The sequence below is a fragment of the Mesorhizobium sp. M1A.F.Ca.IN.022.07.1.1 genome (assembly GCF_003997575.1).
Lineage (GTDB): Bacteria > Pseudomonadota > Alphaproteobacteria > Rhizobiales > Rhizobiaceae > Mesorhizobium.
The window spans coordinates 1-14,613 of the sequence record NZ_RZST01000016.1 but is presented as its reverse complement, the minus strand read 5'-3'; the positions used below and the strand labels follow the sequence as shown (position 1 = coordinate 14,613).

Here is a 14,613-nt window from a genome sequence, read left to right as displayed (position 1 = left end):
CGCGAAACGACGCGACGACCGGACGGACAAGATGACGGCAAGGGATGCGCTGACCAAGAACCAGCTGTGCGTGCTTGAGAAGCTCGAAGCCGCCAGCGGGCCGCTGAGCGCCTATATGCTGCTCGATCGACTGCGCGAGCGCGGCTTCCGGGCGCCGCTGCAGGTCTACCGCGCTCTGGACACGCTGGTGAAGTCGGGCTTCGTGCACCGGCTCGAAAGCTTGAACTCCTTCGTCGCCTGCGCCGAGCCGCACGACCACAGTCATTCGATGACCGCATTCGCCATCTGCGACAGCTGCGGCCAGGTAACCGAAATGTCCGACCATGATGTCGACCACCGGCTGGACGAATGGGTGCGCTCGACCGGCTTCGCCGCCAAGAAGGCGGTGATCGAGTTTCGCGGGGTTTGCGCGAAGTGTAGAGCTGAGGCGGCTTAGCCCCTCGAGTCGTCATCCTCGGGTCAAGCCCGAGGATGACGAAGGTATCAGTGCGCCTCGTCCCAGTTGTCGGCGGCCCGCGCATCGACATGCAGCGGCACCGACATCGAGACCGCCGGCATCGGCGCGTTCTCCATCACGCGGCGCACCACGGGAATTGTCGCTTCGACTTCCGCTTCCACCGTCTCGAAGATAAGCTCGTCATGCACCTGCAAGAGCATGCGGGCCGACAGCTTCGCCTTCTCCAGCGCCTCTTCCATGTGCACCATGGCGCGGCGGATGATGTCGGCCGCAGTGCCCTGGAGCCTCGCATTGATCGAAGCGCGCTCGTTGAAGGCGCGAACCGACGGGTTGGAGGACCTTATCTCCGGATAGTGGATGCGGCGGCCGAAGATCGTTTCGACGAAGCCGTATTCGCGCGCATAGGCCTTGGTTTCCTCGATATAGTCGCGGATGCCCGGGAAGCGCTCGAAATAGCGCTTGATGTAGGCGCTCGCCTCCTCGCGCGGGATCGACAGCTGGTTCGCCAGACCGAAGGCCGAGATGCCGTAGATGATGCCGAAATTGATCGCCTTGGCACGCCGCCGCACTTCCGAAGGCATGCCTGCGACCGGCACGTTGAACATTTCGGACGCGGTGATGGCGTGGATATCGGCGCCGTCCGCAAAAGCCTGCTTGAGCTGCGGGATTTCGGCGACATGGGCCAGCACGCGCAATTCAATCTGGCTGTAGTCGGCCGAGACCAGCTTGTGGCCCTTTTCGGCGATGAAGGCGGTCCTGATCTTGCGGCCTTCGGCGGTGCGCACCGGGATGTTCTGCAGGTTGGGATCGGAGGATGACAGACGACCGGTCGTCGTCGCGGCCAGCGCATAGGAAGTGTGGACGCGGTTGGTGCCGGCATTGATGAAGCCGGGCAAGGCGTCGGTATAGGTCGATTTCAGCTTGGTGAGCTGGCGCCAGTCGACGATCTTGCGCGGCAGCTCGTGGCCTTCGGCGGCGAGGTCTTCCAGCAGCTGCGCCGAGGTCGACCACTGGCCGGTCTTGGTCTTGGAGCCGCCCGGCAGCCCCATCTTGCCGAACAATATGTCGCCGAGCTGCTTCGGCGAGCCGATGTTGATGCGCTCGCCGACGATCCCATAGATTTCTTCCTCGGCGCGGGCGGCGCCTTGCGCCAGCTCACCCGACAGCCTGGAGAGAATCTGGCGATCGACCGAAATGCCGCGCTGCTCCATGCGGGCGAGCACGGGCACAAGCGGCCGCTCCAGCCTTTCATAGACGGAGACGAGACCCTTGGCGGCGAGCCGCGGCTTCAGCAATTGCCACAGCCGCAGCGCCAGATCGGCCTGCTCGCCGGCATAGGCGGTCGCCCGCTCGATGTCGACCTGGTCGAAGCCGACCGCGCTCTTGCCCGAGCCGGCAAGCTCCCTCTTCGTGCCCGGCGCATGGCCGAGCCACTTCTCCGACAGCGAGGCGAGGTCGTGCCCGCCGGATGTGCCGGCGTCGAGCACGTAGGAGATCAGCATCGTGTCGTCGAACGGGCCGACCTCGATACCATGCCGGCTCATCACGACGATGTCGTATTTCATGTCCTGGACGATCTTCAGGACCGACCGGTCCTCGAGCAGGGGCTTGAGCAGGGCCAGCGCGTCGCGGACCGGGACCTGGTCCGCCAGCGTGCCGCCGCCAAGCAGGTCGCCATTGCCGCTCGTGTGGGCGAGCGGCACGTAGGCGGCGCGGCCCGGCGCGATCGCCATGGACAGGCCGATCAAGTCGGCCTGCATCGGATCGGACGAAGAGGTCTCGGCGTCGAAGGCAAGGATGCCGGCTTCCCTCGCTTCGGCGATCCAGGCCTTCAGCGCGGCCGTATCGCGAATGGCGACATAGGCCGCGGGATCGATCTTGCGCGCCGTCGCCTGCTCCAGCCGCAGCGCGGAGAGCAGGGAAGGCGTATCGCCCTGCGGTGGGGCATCCTCGGGCCTGACCGGTGCTGCAGGCTTCGCGGCGCCGTTCGGCGTCGCCGCCGGTCTTGAGGCAGTCGGCGTGCCGGCGCCGACATCGGGACCATGTGCGGTGTCGGCGCGCTCGATGGTGACACTGGAAGCCTGGACGTCGCCGATCTCGGTTGCAGTCGCTTCCGCGACGCGGCGTGTCAGCGTGGTGAACTCCATCGTCTTCAGGAAGCCGATCAGCTTCGGCCCGTCCGGGGCATGCAGCACAAGGTCGTCCAGCCCCTCCTTGAGCGGCACGTCGTTCTTCAACGTCACCAGCTCGCGCGAGATGCGCGCCTTGTCGGCATTGGCGATGATCGATTCGCGCCGCTTTTCCTGCTTGATCTCGCCGGCGCGCGCCAGCAGGCCGTCAAGGTCTCCGAACTGCTCCAGAAGTTGCGCCGCGGTCTTCGGGCCGATGCCGGGCACGCCGGGCACGTTGTCGACGGAGTCGCCGGTCAGCGCCTGCAGGTCGATCATCTTTTCCGGCGGCACGCCCCATTTCTCGATCACCTCGGGAATGCCGATCTGGCGATCCTTCATCGGGTCGTACATGCCGACCGTCGGGCCGACCAATTGCATCAGGTCCTTGTCGGAGGAGATGATGGTGGTGTCGGCGCCGACCTCGCAGGCTAGGCGGCAATAGGTGGCGATGATGTCGTCAGCCTCGAAGCCTTCCATCTCGATGCAGGGCAGGTTGAAGGCCACGGTCGCCTGGCGGATCAGGCCGAATTGCGGGATCAGGTCTTCCGGCGGCGCCGAGCGGTTGGCCTTGTATTCGGGATAAAGTTCGCTGCGAAAGGTCTTCGCCGAATAGTCGAAGATGACGGCAAAATGGGTCGGCACGATGCCCACGTTCGTGTTGCGGGCGTCCTGCATCAGCTTCCATACCATGTTGCAGAAGCCGAGCACGGCGCTGGTGGGCAGGCCGTCGGATTTGCGGTTGAGCGGCGGCAGCGCGTGGTAGGCGCGGAAAATGTAGCCGGAGCCGTCGACAAGAAAGAGATGATCGCCTTTTTTCATGCCGGCAGGGATAGCGCGGCCAAGCTTCGCGGTCCATGCCAAAGGCTGCGCAAACGGCCGGTTCCGGCAACACCCCTGACAGACAGGTCTCGGACAAAATTCAGCCGCTCACGGGCATGTTACAAAAGTGTAATCTTCGTGCCCTTGAATCGCCATTTTCACAGACCCAAATAGCTGTCATCGGCAATTTTCGCCGAAGTCCGGAGTAAGGCCCGTCCCCCGCCTATCCCGGGCAACTGCGGCAGCCTATCCCCCCTCTCCGGGCTGCCGCAACGTTTCGAGTAAAGACCGCCGTGGTTCCCCCTCCACCACGGCGGTTCTTTTTTGTCTCCTAGCCCGCGTGTTACCGACGCCGGAACGCGTGGTCCAACGATCGCGGCTTTGCGTTTTCTGCTCGCCCCTTTAGGGTCGGGCCAGAATCGAAAGGCTGAAGAAATGTCCAGACTCTCCCCCGTCCTTGACCGTCTCGACCAGAACCTCGATCAGAGCCTGGAGCGGCTTTTCGGCTTGCTTGGTATCAAGTCGATCTCCACCGACCCGGCCTTTGCCGCCGATTGCCGCAAGGGCGCCGAATGGCTGGCGGCCGAGCTCAAGCTGATCGGCTTCGACGCCAGCGTGCGCGACACGCCCGGCCACCCGATGGTGGTGGCGCATCACGAAGGACCGGCCGGCGCGCCGCATGTGCTGTTCTACGGCCACTACGACGTGCAGCCGGTCGATCCGATCGAGCTGTGGGAAACGGATCCATTCGCGCCGTCGATCAAGGAGGTCCAGCCCGGACGCAAGGTGATCGCCGGGCGCGGCTCGGCGGACGACAAGGGTCAGCTGATGACCTTCGTCGAGGCCTGCCGCGCCTGGAGGCAGGTGCACGGCAATCTGCCCTGCCGCGTCACGATCCTGTTCGAGGGCGAGGAAGAGTCCGGCTCGCCGTCGCTCAAGCCTTTCCTCGAGGCCAACGCCGCCGAGCTGAAAGCGGATTTCGCGCTGGTCTGCGACACCAGCATGTGGAACCGCGAGACGCCGTCGATCTGCGTGTCCCTACGCGGCATGGTCGGCGAGGAAGTCACCGTCAAGGCAGCCAGCCGCGACCTGCATTCAGGCCTCTATGGCGGCCCGGCCGCCAATCCGATCCGGATCCTGACCAAAATTCTCGCCGACATTCATGATCAAGACGGCCGCATCACCATCCCGGGCTTCTATGACGGCGTCGAAGAGACGCCCTCGCAGGTGCTGAAATCCTGGGAGGGGCTCGGCGAGACCGCCGAGACCTTCCTCGGACCGGTCGGGCTTTCCATTCCCGCCGGCGAAAAGGGCCGCTCCGTGCTCGAACTCACCTGGGCGCGGCCAACGGCCGAGTTCAACGGCATCATCGGCGGCTATACCGGCAAGGGCTTCAAGACGGTGATCGCGGCGGAAGCATCGGCGAAAGTGTCGTTCCGGCTCGTCCACAAGCAGGATCCGAAAAAAATCCGCGCCGCCTTCCAGGCTTTCGTGCGCGATCGGATTCCCGGCGACTGCTCCGTCGAATTCCATCCGCATGGCGGCTCGCCGGCGATCCAGCTTTCCTACGACTCGCCGTTCCTGGCCAAGGCCAAGGATGCGCTCTCCGACGAATGGGAAAAGCAGGCCGTCGCCACCGGCGGCGGCGGCTCCATCCCCGTAGTCGGCGATTTCCAGACCTATCTCGGCATGGAATCGCTGCTGGTCGGCTTCGGCCTCGATGACGACCGCATCCATTCGCCCAACGAGAAGTACGAGCTCACCTCCTTCCACAAGGGGCAGCGTTCCTGGGCGCGCATTCTCGATGCTCTGACACGCTGAGGTGAACCCGCGGCGACCGCGAAAATCAACTTTCTGTTGATTTTTTTCCGGATCGCGGCAAGGACGGGCGTGATAGCGCAATGCGCGGCGCCTTCGCGTCCAAAAACGGGTGCGCCGCTGGCCGCGATCCGGAGAAGAGAATGACCGACATCCGTTTCCACAAGAACGATCTGCCGGACCTTTCCCGCTACAATGTCGGTGCGGTCGCCATCGACACGGAAACGCTGGGCTTGAACCCGCATCGTGACCGGCTCTGCGTGGTTCAGATCTCGCCCGGCGACGGCAGCGCCGACGTCATCCAGATCGCGCCGGGCCAGAAGGAGGCGCCCAACCTTGTCAGCCTTCTCAGGAACGACGCCGTGGTGAAGCTGTTTCACTACGGCCGTTTCGACATTGCCGTCCTTTATCACGCTTTCGGCGTCATGGCCGAACCGGTTTTCTGCACAAAGATCGCCTCGCGGCTGACCCGTACCTACACCGACCGCCACGGGCTGAAGGATATATGCAACGAACTGCTCGGTATCGGCCTCTCCAAGGCGCAGCAATCGTCGGACTGGGCGGCGGAAACACTGTCGCCCGAGCAGCTCGAATATGCCGCCTCCGACGTGCTTTACCTGCACCGGCTGCGCGAGGTGCTGGCCGCACGGCTTGCGCGCGAGGGTCGCACTAAGGAGGCCGAAGCCTGCTTCCGCTTCCTGCCGACGCGCGCCAAGCTCGATCTGATGGGCTGGGCGGAAGAGGATATCTTCGCGCATAGCTGACGACCCGGCGCGTCGAGCGACGTTCCTGCCGGTCCATTGTCGGCGTGAGATGGGGAGGGATTGAATGGCAGAGCGCAAACCGATAGCGAGCGCGCCGAAGGACGGCTCGCAGGTCACGATCCTGTGGAACGACGAGCACGGCGTGGTCAACGAATCCGTCGGGCAATACCGCGACGGCGGCTGGTGGGTCTACACCGACAGCAACACCCAGAAAAAAGTCGAGCCGACCAGTTGGCGGCCTGCATCGGCCAATGATGACAGCGACCAGTGAGCGACCGCCGCAGGGCCTCGAAGCAGGCGCGAGACTCGGCAGCAAGAAGGGGGCGAGATGAGACAGAACATGCTCTACCTCATCATCGGCGCGTTGGTCGTCGTGGTCATCGCGCTTGGCATCTACATCTACCGCGAGCAGACCAGGCCGAAGGGCGTGGAGCTCAAGATCGACGACAAGGGCATTTCGATCCAGCAGAATTGATCTCACCACGTCCGCATCTCGCGAACTTGACCGGTCGGCTCCTGATAGCACCTATTGCATTCGGGTCCGCTCGCTGGGGCGGTGGTGTTTTTTGATATGATTCCCCGGATCGATTTCGTGGCCACCGGTGCCGTGAACGATGCGCTCGCCGCGATCGGGCGGACCGAGGACCTGCGCTTTTCGCCCGACAACCGCTTGCTTGCCGTCGCCGGATATGGACGCAGGCGATGTCTGATGCTGCGCATCGACATAGAGCCGACGGCCGGTGCAGCGAGGATCGTTATCCGCGATTTCGTGGAGCTCAGATCGGAAAGCATGGGCGAGGTGCATGGCCTCGATTTCATCGACAACAGGACTTTTGTGGTCGCCAATCGCGATGGGCTGGTTGCGGTCTTCGCCCTGCCGCAAGGCGATCCGGCCGGACAAGGGCACGAAATCTCGCCACTTCGCGTGATCAAAGGCAGCCGATTTTGCAGATTGAGAACGCCCGGCTCAGTCGCCGTCAGGCGTGAGTCGCATGGCCGGCTCAGCCTGCTGGTCTGTAACAACTACACGCATCGGGTGACCCGCCATGTGGTTCACCGGCGATGGGGATACCGCGCCCTGTGGAATCAGGTTCTCCTGGAGCAGGGCCTCGACATCCCGGACGGCATCGCGCTCAGCCATGACGGGCGGTGGGTCGCCGTCAGCAGCCACGGCACCAACGACGTGAAGATCTACGACATGTCGGCGCCGCTTGGCCCTGAAACCCGACCCGCCGGTGTCCTGGAAAATGCCAACTACCCGCATGGCCTGCGCTTCACGCAGGACGGCAGCCACATTCTTGTTGCCGACGCCGGCAGCCCGATGGTTCACGTCTATGCAAGCGACGAAGGCTGGAAGGGGCGCCGCACGCCGTCGCGTTCGGTCGCCGTGCTCGACGACGAAAGCTTTCTGCGCGGCAGGGCCAGCGTCGAGGAGGGTGGGCCGAAGGGCCTGGATATAGACAAGTCGAACAGCGTCGTGGCTGTGACTTGTCAGGAACAGCCGCTGGCTTTCTACGGCCTGTCGTCGATCGTCGGTCGAAAGGCGGCGGAGCCCGAGTTCCGCGTTCTTGGACGTCCAGGATAAGCCTGTGATTTCGGCTCCATATTCTGGCGACGGCTTGAAGAATGACGGGGGCCGCGCGCAGCTCCATCAAATCTTGCCGGCGTGGGCGGCAAACGGATGACGTCCGCGCGGTTCGGCGATATCATGCCGCGTATAGGGAGTTTTGGGGCCGACCAACCTAGCCTCTAGGAGGTTGCCATGAAGCACCAAACACTGGACCAGCTGCACGCCGTTGCTGAGGTCCGCACCGCCAAACCCGTCATGAGCCGAACCCAGCGCCTCGCACGTTGGGCGGAGCTTCTCGAACGTGAGCCAAACCGGCTCCTGACCGCGCTGATCGGCACTGAATATCGTGCCCCGCGGGAACGCAATGTCATGCGGGGCGCCGGCTCGCCCATATCCGTCGCCCTGGAAGACCCCGTTCTGCACGACGAGGGTTTGAAGAACGACACCTACGGCGAAGCAAAACGCTTCTTCGAGCTGACCGACTATCAGCTGCACGAGATCGTCTGCTACTGCCATGTCGGCGATGTCATGCGGGCATCGAGAGCTGCGCTCTCGGTCCGTGCCGTGCTCGACTAGTCCGAGCCGACTCGCCCGCCTATGCAAACGCTGGAGCGCGGCCGGAATCCCACGCCGATCGCGCTCCGTCAGGTGGCCGCTTACCAAACATTTGATTTTCAATCACTTCGATTTTTCCCCACTTAACGCGCCTTTAAACCGCCGCATCTACTCTGCAACCCGAGCGCCATCGGCATCGGGGACAGCAAGCACAGCGCAATGGCGAACCGCAGAGACAGTCGCATCGAACCGAGCTTCGAGGGCTCGCCGCGGGCGAAACCCTCCGACGGCTTTTCGGTCAGCGAGGAGGATCGCGTCGTGCCGGCAAATCGTAAATCCGCAGCGAAACGCAAATCCGCCAAGGCGAAATCGCGCGGCCGGGGGCGCGATCGCAGCCAGCGCGGTCTGTTTTCCATCTTCGGCCGCCTGCTCTACTGGTGCTTCGTTTTCTGCATCTGGGGCGGCATCGCGGTGGCCGGCGTCGTCGTCTATTACGGCGCCAAGATGCCGGCGGCGACCACATGGTCGATCCCCGACCGCGCGCCCAACATCAAGATCGTCTCGGTCGACGGGCAACTCATCGCAAATCGCGGCATGAGCGGCGGCGAGGCCGTCGGCCTCAATGAAATGTCGCCCTATATTCCCGAGGCCGTCGTCGCCATCGAGGACCGGCGGTTCTATTCGCATTTCGGCATCGACCCGATCGGGCTGACGCGCGCCATGGTCACCAACGTCCTTGGCGGTCATTTCTCGCAAGGCGGCTCGACGCTGACGCAGCAGCTGGCCAAGAACCTGTTCCTGACGCCGGATCGCACGCTGGAGCGCAAGGTGCAGGAAGTGCTGCTGGCGCTGTGGCTGGAGCACAAGCACAGCAAGGACCAGATCCTCGAAATGTATCTCAACCGGGTCTATTTCGGGTCCGGCGCCTATGGCGTGGAGGCCGCCTCGCGGCGGTACTTCGGCAAGAGCGCGCGCGATGTCACGCTTTCCGAGGCAGCGCTTCTGGCCGGTTTGCTCAAGGCGCCGTCGCGGCTTTCGCCGGCGCGCGATCCCAAGGCGGCGGAAGAACGCGCACAGCTCGTGCTCGCCGCCATGCGCGAGGAAGGCAAGATCGGCGACAAGGAATACAAAATGGCGCTGAGCGCGCCGGCGACGCGCTCGCCCTCCTACTGGACCGGTTCGGAGAATTACGTCGCCGACACGGTCATGGAGGAACTTCCCGACCTGATCGGCGACGTGCGCGGCGACATCATCATCGACACCACCGTGGATCTGACGCTGCAGAAGCTCGCCGAGCACTCGATCCGCCGGCTGATCGACGAGAGCGGCAAGAAGCTCAACGTCACCCAGGGCGCGTTGGTGTCGATCGATGATTCCGGCGCCGTTCGCGCCATGGTCGGCGGTTACGACTATTCGACCAGCCAGTTCGACCGCGCCTCGGAAGCGCGGCGCCAGCCGGGATCGGCCTTCAAGCCTTTCGTCTACATGGCGGCGCTGGAAGCAGGCCGCACACCGGACAGCGTGCGCAACGACGCCCCGATCAGAATAGGCAAATGGACGCCGGAGAATTATGGCGGCAAATATTATGGCAAGGTGACGCTGGCCACCGCACTGGCGAAGTCGCTGAACTCGGTGGCGGCGCAACTCACCATGGAGGTCGGCCCCGACGCCGTGGTTGAGGCCGCGCACCGCATGGGCATCCAATCCGACCTGCAGTCGAACACCTCGATCGCGCTCGGCACCTCGGAAGTCACGCCGCTGGAACTGACCGCCGCCTATGTGCCTTTCGCCAATGGCGGCTACAAGCCGGATATCCATTTCATCCAGCGCGTCACCACGGCTAGCGGCAAGGTGCTCTACGAAAACAATGGCGGCAGCGCGCCGCGCGTCCTCAAGGCCGACATCGTCGGCATGATGAACTCTATGATGACGGGCACGGTCGAAGTCGGCACCGCCAAGAAGGCGGCCTTCAACTGGCCCTCGGCCGGCAAGACCGGCACCAGCCAGAATTCACGCGACGCCTGGTTCGTCGGCTATACCGCCAACCTCACGACGGGTGTGTGGTTCGGCAATGACGACGGCAGTCCGATGAAGAAGGTGACCGGCGGCGCCTTGCCGGCGCAGGCCTGGCACGAATTCATGGTCGCCGCGCATGAAGGCTTGCCGGTCAGGCCGTTGCCCGGCACGTGGAAATCGACGCCGCCCGATACGGTTGTGCCGGACGAGATACCCTCGGCGGACAACTCGCAGCCGGCGCCGCCCGCGCCCGTCAGCCAGTCGAGCCCTGTCGCCCAGGCGCCCGCACGGCAGGCGCGTCCAGCCCAGACGGTCGATGCCGATGGCTTCGATATGCCGAGCGACGGCGGTACCACCGCCTCGGTCGGGCATCCGGTGCCGCCCGGCGATGTCGGCGGCCCGAAGAAAAGGCGGCAGACCTCGATTCTCGACATCCTCAGCGGCGGTTGAGCGGCAACTCGCCTCTCGCAATGGCTGGCGCCTTCGGCTACATGTCCGGCCGGAGATCAAGCCATGGCCGAAATCGACAGCAGAAAAACCATCGTTCTCACCGGCGCCAGCCGCGGCATCGGCCATGCGACGGTGAAACGCTTTTCACGCGAGGGCTGGCGCGTCATCACCTGCTCGCGCCAGGCCTTTGCCGAGGACTGTCCATGGCCGGCCGGTCCCGAGGACCACATCAAGGTCGACCTTGCCGACCAGGAGGATGTCGGCATTGCCGTCTCGGAAATCCGCCACCGGCTGGAGGCGCATGGCGGGCAGTTGCACGCGCTGGTCAACAATGCCGGCATCTCGCCGAAGCTCAAGGACGGCGGCCGGATGAACTCGATCGAGACGCCGATGCATGTCTGGCGCGACGTGTTCCAGGTCAATTTCTTCGCGCCGATCATGCTGGCGAGAGGGCTGTTCAAGGAACTCGCCGCCGCCAAGGGCTCAATCGTCAACGTCACCTCGATCGCCGGCACGCGCGTGCATCCATTTGCCGGCACGGCCTATGCGACGTCGAAGGCGGCGCTGGGTTCTCTGACGCGCGAGATGGCGCATGACTTCGGGCCGCACGGCATCCGCGTCAATGCGATCGCGCCGGGCGAGATCGACACGGCGATCCTGTCGCCCGGCACCGACAAGATCGTCGAGACGATCCCGCTGAGAAGGCTGGGCGCCACGTCGGAAGTGGCCGACATCATCTTTTTCCTGTGTTCGGGCCAGGCGTCCTACGTGACCGGCTCGGAAATCCACATCAATGGCGGCCAGCACGTGTGACTTCCATCTCAGCGACATCGCTTCCGTTATTCGTTTCCTGATCCGCTTGGTTTGTGCAGGCGAGCGTCAGGCAGGCTGCGGCCTGATCTCGGCAGCGGCGTCGTCCAACCGAGCGGGTGACATGCCGGTAACCGCCTCGACGATGCCGCGTGCTATTTCGCGCTCGCCCATGATCACGGTGTCGGCGCCGAGAGCCTTGAGATGCTCGACCTCGGCATCGGAATGGGCGCGCGCAATGACGCTGATGCCGGGATTGGCCGCGCGCGCCCGCAGCACCACCTGTCCCGCCTCGAAGGCGTTGGGGATGGCGAGGATCAGCCGTTTGGCGCCTTCCGGATTGGCGGCCGCGAAGACGTCCGCATTGGCGGCGTTGCCGGCCACCGTTTCGACGCCCTCGGCCCTCAGCTTCGCCAGCGTCTTGTCGGCATCCTCGACAACCAGGAAGGGCAGGGCGGCTTGTTTCAGCGCGGCACCCACGAGGCTGCCGACACGTCCATAGCCGATCAGGATGGAATGGTCGGTGAGTCCCGTTCGCGGCGGCAGACCATTCTCGCTTTCAGACACTGCCGCCGCCGAGGCCACCTGGCCGGGCTCGGTCGCCGGGCCGATCGGCCTTGATTCCCCGGGCTCTGCCGTGTTGCCGGCGCGCTTTTCCAGCCACGGCTTCATCCTATCGACGATCAGGAACATCAGCGGGTTGAGCAGGATCGACAGGATGGCGCCGGCCAGAATGAGGTCGCGGCCCTGTTCGGGCAGAAGCTTCAGCCCGACGCCGAGTTCGGCCAGGATGAAGGAGAACTCGCCGATCTGGGCAAGGCTGGCCGAGATCATCAGCGCGGTCGCGACCGGATAGCGGAAGGCGATCACGATGACGAAAGCGGCGAGCGATTTGCCGATGAGGATGATGGCTAAGGTCGCCAGGATCGGCAGGCCGTTGCTGACCAGGCTGAACGGATCGAACAGCATGCCGACGGAAACGAAGAACAGCACGGAAAAAGCGTCGCGCAGCGGCAGCGATTCTTCCGCCGCCCGGTGGCTGAGCTCGGACTCGCTCATGACCATGCCGGCGAAGAAGGCGCCGAGCGCCAGCGAGACGCCGAACAGCTTCGCCGCGCCGAAGGCGACGCCGAGCGCGATGGCAAGCACCGAGAGCCGGAACAGCTCGCGTGAGCCGGTATGGGCGACATAGTGCAGGATCCAGGGGATGACCCTGCGGCCTACGACCAGCATGACGACGACGAAGGCGACGACCTTGGCCAGCGTTATGCCGACCACGCCCCATATGCCGTGGCTGGCGGGCAGCGAAAGCAGGCTCGCATGGTCGTCGGCCTGCGGCTGGCCGCCAAGCACGCCGGCGAGCGCCGGCAAAAGCACCAGCGCCAGCACCATGGCCAAATCCTCGACGATCAGCCAGCCGACGGCGATGCGGCCGCGCTCGGTCTCGATCAGCCGCCGCTCCTGCATGGCGCGCAGCAGGACGACGGTCGAGGCGACGGAGAGCGCGAGGCCGAAAACAAGGCCGGCGCCGAGCGACCAGCCAAGCAGCCAGGCGAGGCCGACGCCGAGCAGCGTGGCAAAGCCGATCTGCACGACGGCGCCGGGCACGGCGATTGCGCGGACCGACAAAAGATCCTTCAGCGAGAAATGCAGGCCGACGCCGAACATCAGCAGGATGACGCCGATCTCTGCGAGCTCGTTGGCAAGGCTGGCGTCGGCGACGAAGCCCGGCGTGTTCGGCCCGACCAGCACGCCGGCCACGAGATAGCCGACCAGCGGCGGGATGCGGAATCGGTTGGCCAATGCTCCGAAAACGAAGGCAAGCCCCAAACCGGCGACGATGGTGGCGATCAGGGGCGTGTCATGCGGCATTGTCTATGGAGCGCCTTCCGAGAATTCACGATGTCGGTAAGCGCCGCCCCGAGGGCCGCCGCCCCTTCCCAATATGGTCGGGGGAGGGGCGGTGGCGCAACCACCGCTACACGGAAATCGGCGCCGCGATCGGGCGCCGGATGAGAAAATCAGAGCGAGTCGCCATCAGGGGCACGGCATCAATCCCCTGCACTGTGCGTTCCTGCGTGCCGCTCAGGCCGCTTTGAGCAGATTCTCGATGTCGAAGACGGTATGATTGGTCAGCGTCTTGGGGATTTCGGCCTGCACTTTTTCACTGACTTCCTTGTGCAGCTTCTGACGCATCTCGCCGAGCACCTGCGGCGGCGCGATCAGCACGAGCTGGTGGAACTCACCCCGATGTGCAAGCTTGTAGAGCCGATCGGCAATATCGCTTGCGAAACGTTCCTTGCCGAGGCGATGCCAGTCGGTTTCTTCGATCGCGCTGCGTGGCCCTTCGGCATACCGGCCCGGTTTATCGGTGCCTTGCTCCCTGGTGGCGGGATTTTCCTGCTCCATCTCCTGAACCACCTCGAGGTTCGGAAACTTGCTGTCGCCTTCATTGCGGAGGAAAAGCGCCTTCTCGCCGTCGGCCACGACCACCCAGAGACCGCGTTTAAGCTTGATGTTCATGATTTTCCTCCTTGCCTTGAGCACAAATCGAGCCCCGCGAGAGCGGCTCGACCGACGGGATGGATCGTTAGCGAAACGTGCCGCCGAGCATGATAGTTCCGGATCAACTAACGACTGCAGGATGTGCTGCAAGCGGCAGCGATCTCACCCACCAGCAAGACGCGTCTTAATCTACTTAATTGGTAGAATTTAGAAAAAACCGTTTTGCCGTGTCGGCTGCACGGCGCTAAAAACTCTGCCGGATCAGTAGCTCTCGGAGAGGTGCCCGACCACCTCAAGCTCCGACGTAGAATTTTTTTCTCCTGCCTTTCGCGGCTGCGAAAAAGCGATTGCCTGCCATCAAGGGATGCGCGAGTGCTTGCCTTCTGGTTTTTCCCAGGCCCGCATAAAACTGCCAGACTGTTCTCGTACTGTTTATCGCCATGTCGCCAGCCAATGCCAAGCTCAACGCCTTCCCCGTCTTCCTGCGGGTCGACGGCGAAGCCGTGGCCATCGTCGGCAACGGCGAGGAGGCACTGGCCAAGGCCAGGCTGCTTGCTCAGTCAAACGCGACGCTGCGCATCATTGCGGACAATGCCGATCCCGAGCTTCTGAATTTCATTGCAACCGCCGGCGCTGTCCACGTCGACGTCGCCTACGATGCTGCGCACCTCGAGGACG

13 protein-coding genes are annotated in these 14,613 nt (G+C 64.0%); 10 read left to right on the top strand and 3 right to left on the bottom strand.

Annotated elements, in window-relative coordinates; translation table 11 throughout:
* Positions 1–31 precede the first annotated feature (31 nt).
* A complete protein-coding gene (locus EOA75_RS04015) occupies positions 32–436 on the top strand; it encodes a Fur family transcriptional regulator (protein WP_127323688.1) in 405 nt (134 codons plus the stop codon).
* Positions 437–483: 47 nt separating this feature from the next.
* Here the strand turns inward: EOA75_RS04015 and polA are convergent, their stop codons facing one another.
* Entirely contained in the window at positions 484–3,447 is a 2,964-nt protein-coding gene (gene polA, locus EOA75_RS04010) for a DNA polymerase I (RefSeq protein ID WP_164747272.1), read from the bottom strand.
* A gap of 435 nt (positions 3,448–3,882) precedes the next feature.
* Here polA and EOA75_RS04005 point away from each other — a divergent pair, with 435 nt between their 5' ends.
* The 8 genes from EOA75_RS04005 to EOA75_RS03970 all read left to right on the top strand — a co-directional run bounded on the left by EOA75_RS04005 (position 3,883) and on the right by EOA75_RS03970 (position 11,433).
* A complete protein-coding gene (locus EOA75_RS04005; protein ID WP_127323686.1) occupies positions 3,883–5,268 on the top strand; it encodes a M20/M25/M40 family metallo-hydrolase in 1,386 nt (461 codons plus the stop codon).
* A gap of 140 nt (positions 5,269–5,408) precedes the next feature.
* Complete coding sequence (locus EOA75_RS04000; RefSeq protein ID WP_095783543.1) at positions 5,409–6,029, top strand: ribonuclease D; 621 nt, start codon at positions 5,409–5,411, stop codon at positions 6,027–6,029.
* A gap of 64 nt (positions 6,030–6,093) precedes the next feature.
* Positions 6,094–6,300, top strand: a complete 207-nt coding sequence (locus EOA75_RS03995; protein ID WP_095778715.1) for a hypothetical protein — start codon at positions 6,094–6,096, stop codon at positions 6,298–6,300.
* A 57-nt stretch (positions 6,301–6,357) separates the two neighbouring features.
* Positions 6,358–6,504, top strand: coding sequence for a hypothetical protein (locus EOA75_RS03990; protein ID WP_082980768.1), 147 nt, complete (start codon positions 6,358–6,360; stop codon positions 6,502–6,504).
* 117 nt (positions 6,505–6,621) lie between these two features.
* On the top strand, positions 6,622–7,614 hold the full coding sequence (locus EOA75_RS03985; protein ID WP_245322275.1) for a beta-propeller fold lactonase family protein: 993 nt from the start codon (positions 6,622–6,624) through the stop codon (positions 7,612–7,614).
* A 177-nt stretch (positions 7,615–7,791) separates the two neighbouring features.
* Positions 7,792–8,175, top strand: a complete 384-nt coding sequence (locus EOA75_RS03980) for a hypothetical protein (RefSeq protein ID WP_067004095.1) — start codon at positions 7,792–7,794, stop codon at positions 8,173–8,175.
* A gap of 198 nt (positions 8,176–8,373) precedes the next feature.
* On the top strand, positions 8,374–10,620 hold the full coding sequence (locus EOA75_RS03975) for a transglycosylase domain-containing protein (RefSeq protein ID WP_127323685.1): 2,247 nt from the start codon (positions 8,374–8,376) through the stop codon (positions 10,618–10,620).
* A gap of 63 nt (positions 10,621–10,683) precedes the next feature.
* The gene (locus EOA75_RS03970; RefSeq protein ID WP_067004093.1) at positions 10,684–11,433 is read left to right on the top strand and encodes an SDR family oxidoreductase; all 750 of its coding nucleotides are present in this window, start codon (positions 10,684–10,686) and stop codon (positions 11,431–11,433) included.
* Positions 11,434–11,499: 66 nt separating this feature from the next.
* Here the strand turns inward: EOA75_RS03970 and ybaL are convergent, their stop codons facing one another.
* Both ybaL and EOA75_RS03960 read right to left on the bottom strand, forming a co-directional pair.
* Entirely contained in the window at positions 11,500–13,302 is a 1,803-nt protein-coding gene (ybaL, locus tag EOA75_RS03965) for a YbaL family putative K(+) efflux transporter (protein ID WP_245466557.1), read from the bottom strand.
* Between the two features lie 213 nt (positions 13,303–13,515).
* Complete coding sequence (locus EOA75_RS03960; RefSeq protein WP_164747271.1) at positions 13,516–13,956, bottom strand: host attachment family protein; 441 nt, start codon at positions 13,954–13,956, stop codon at positions 13,516–13,518.
* Between the two features lie 419 nt (positions 13,957–14,375).
* On the opposite strand from EOA75_RS03960, the gene EOA75_RS03955 reads away from it, so the two are divergent.
* Positions 14,376–14,613, top strand: a 238-nt coding sequence (locus EOA75_RS03955; RefSeq protein ID WP_281058519.1) for an NAD(P)-dependent oxidoreductase, incomplete at its 3' end; no start/stop codon positions are given.

Coding starts and splice junctions, on each gene's coding strand:
- EOA75_RS04015 (WP_127323688.1), top strand. CDS start 32: ATGACGGCAAGGGATGCGCTGACCAAGAACCAGCTGTGCGTGCTTGAG.
- polA (WP_164747272.1), bottom strand. CDS start 3,447: ATGAAAAAAGGCGATCATCTCTTTCTTGTCGACGGCTCCGGCTACATT.
- EOA75_RS04005 (WP_127323686.1), top strand. CDS start 3,883: ATGTCCAGACTCTCCCCCGTCCTTGACCGTCTCGACCAGAACCTCGAT.
- EOA75_RS04000 (WP_095783543.1), top strand. CDS start 5,409: ATGACCGACATCCGTTTCCACAAGAACGATCTGCCGGACCTTTCCCGC.
- EOA75_RS03995 (WP_095778715.1), top strand. CDS start 6,094: ATGGCAGAGCGCAAACCGATAGCGAGCGCGCCGAAGGACGGCTCGCAG.
- EOA75_RS03990 (WP_082980768.1), top strand. CDS start 6,358: ATGAGACAGAACATGCTCTACCTCATCATCGGCGCGTTGGTCGTCGTG.
- EOA75_RS03980 (WP_067004095.1), top strand. CDS start 7,792: ATGAAGCACCAAACACTGGACCAGCTGCACGCCGTTGCTGAGGTCCGC.
- EOA75_RS03975 (WP_127323685.1), top strand. CDS start 8,374: ATGGCGAACCGCAGAGACAGTCGCATCGAACCGAGCTTCGAGGGCTCG.
- EOA75_RS03970 (WP_067004093.1), top strand. CDS start 10,684: ATGGCCGAAATCGACAGCAGAAAAACCATCGTTCTCACCGGCGCCAGC.
- ybaL (WP_245466557.1), bottom strand. CDS start 13,302: ATGCCGCATGACACGCCCCTGATCGCCACCATCGTCGCCGGTTTGGGG.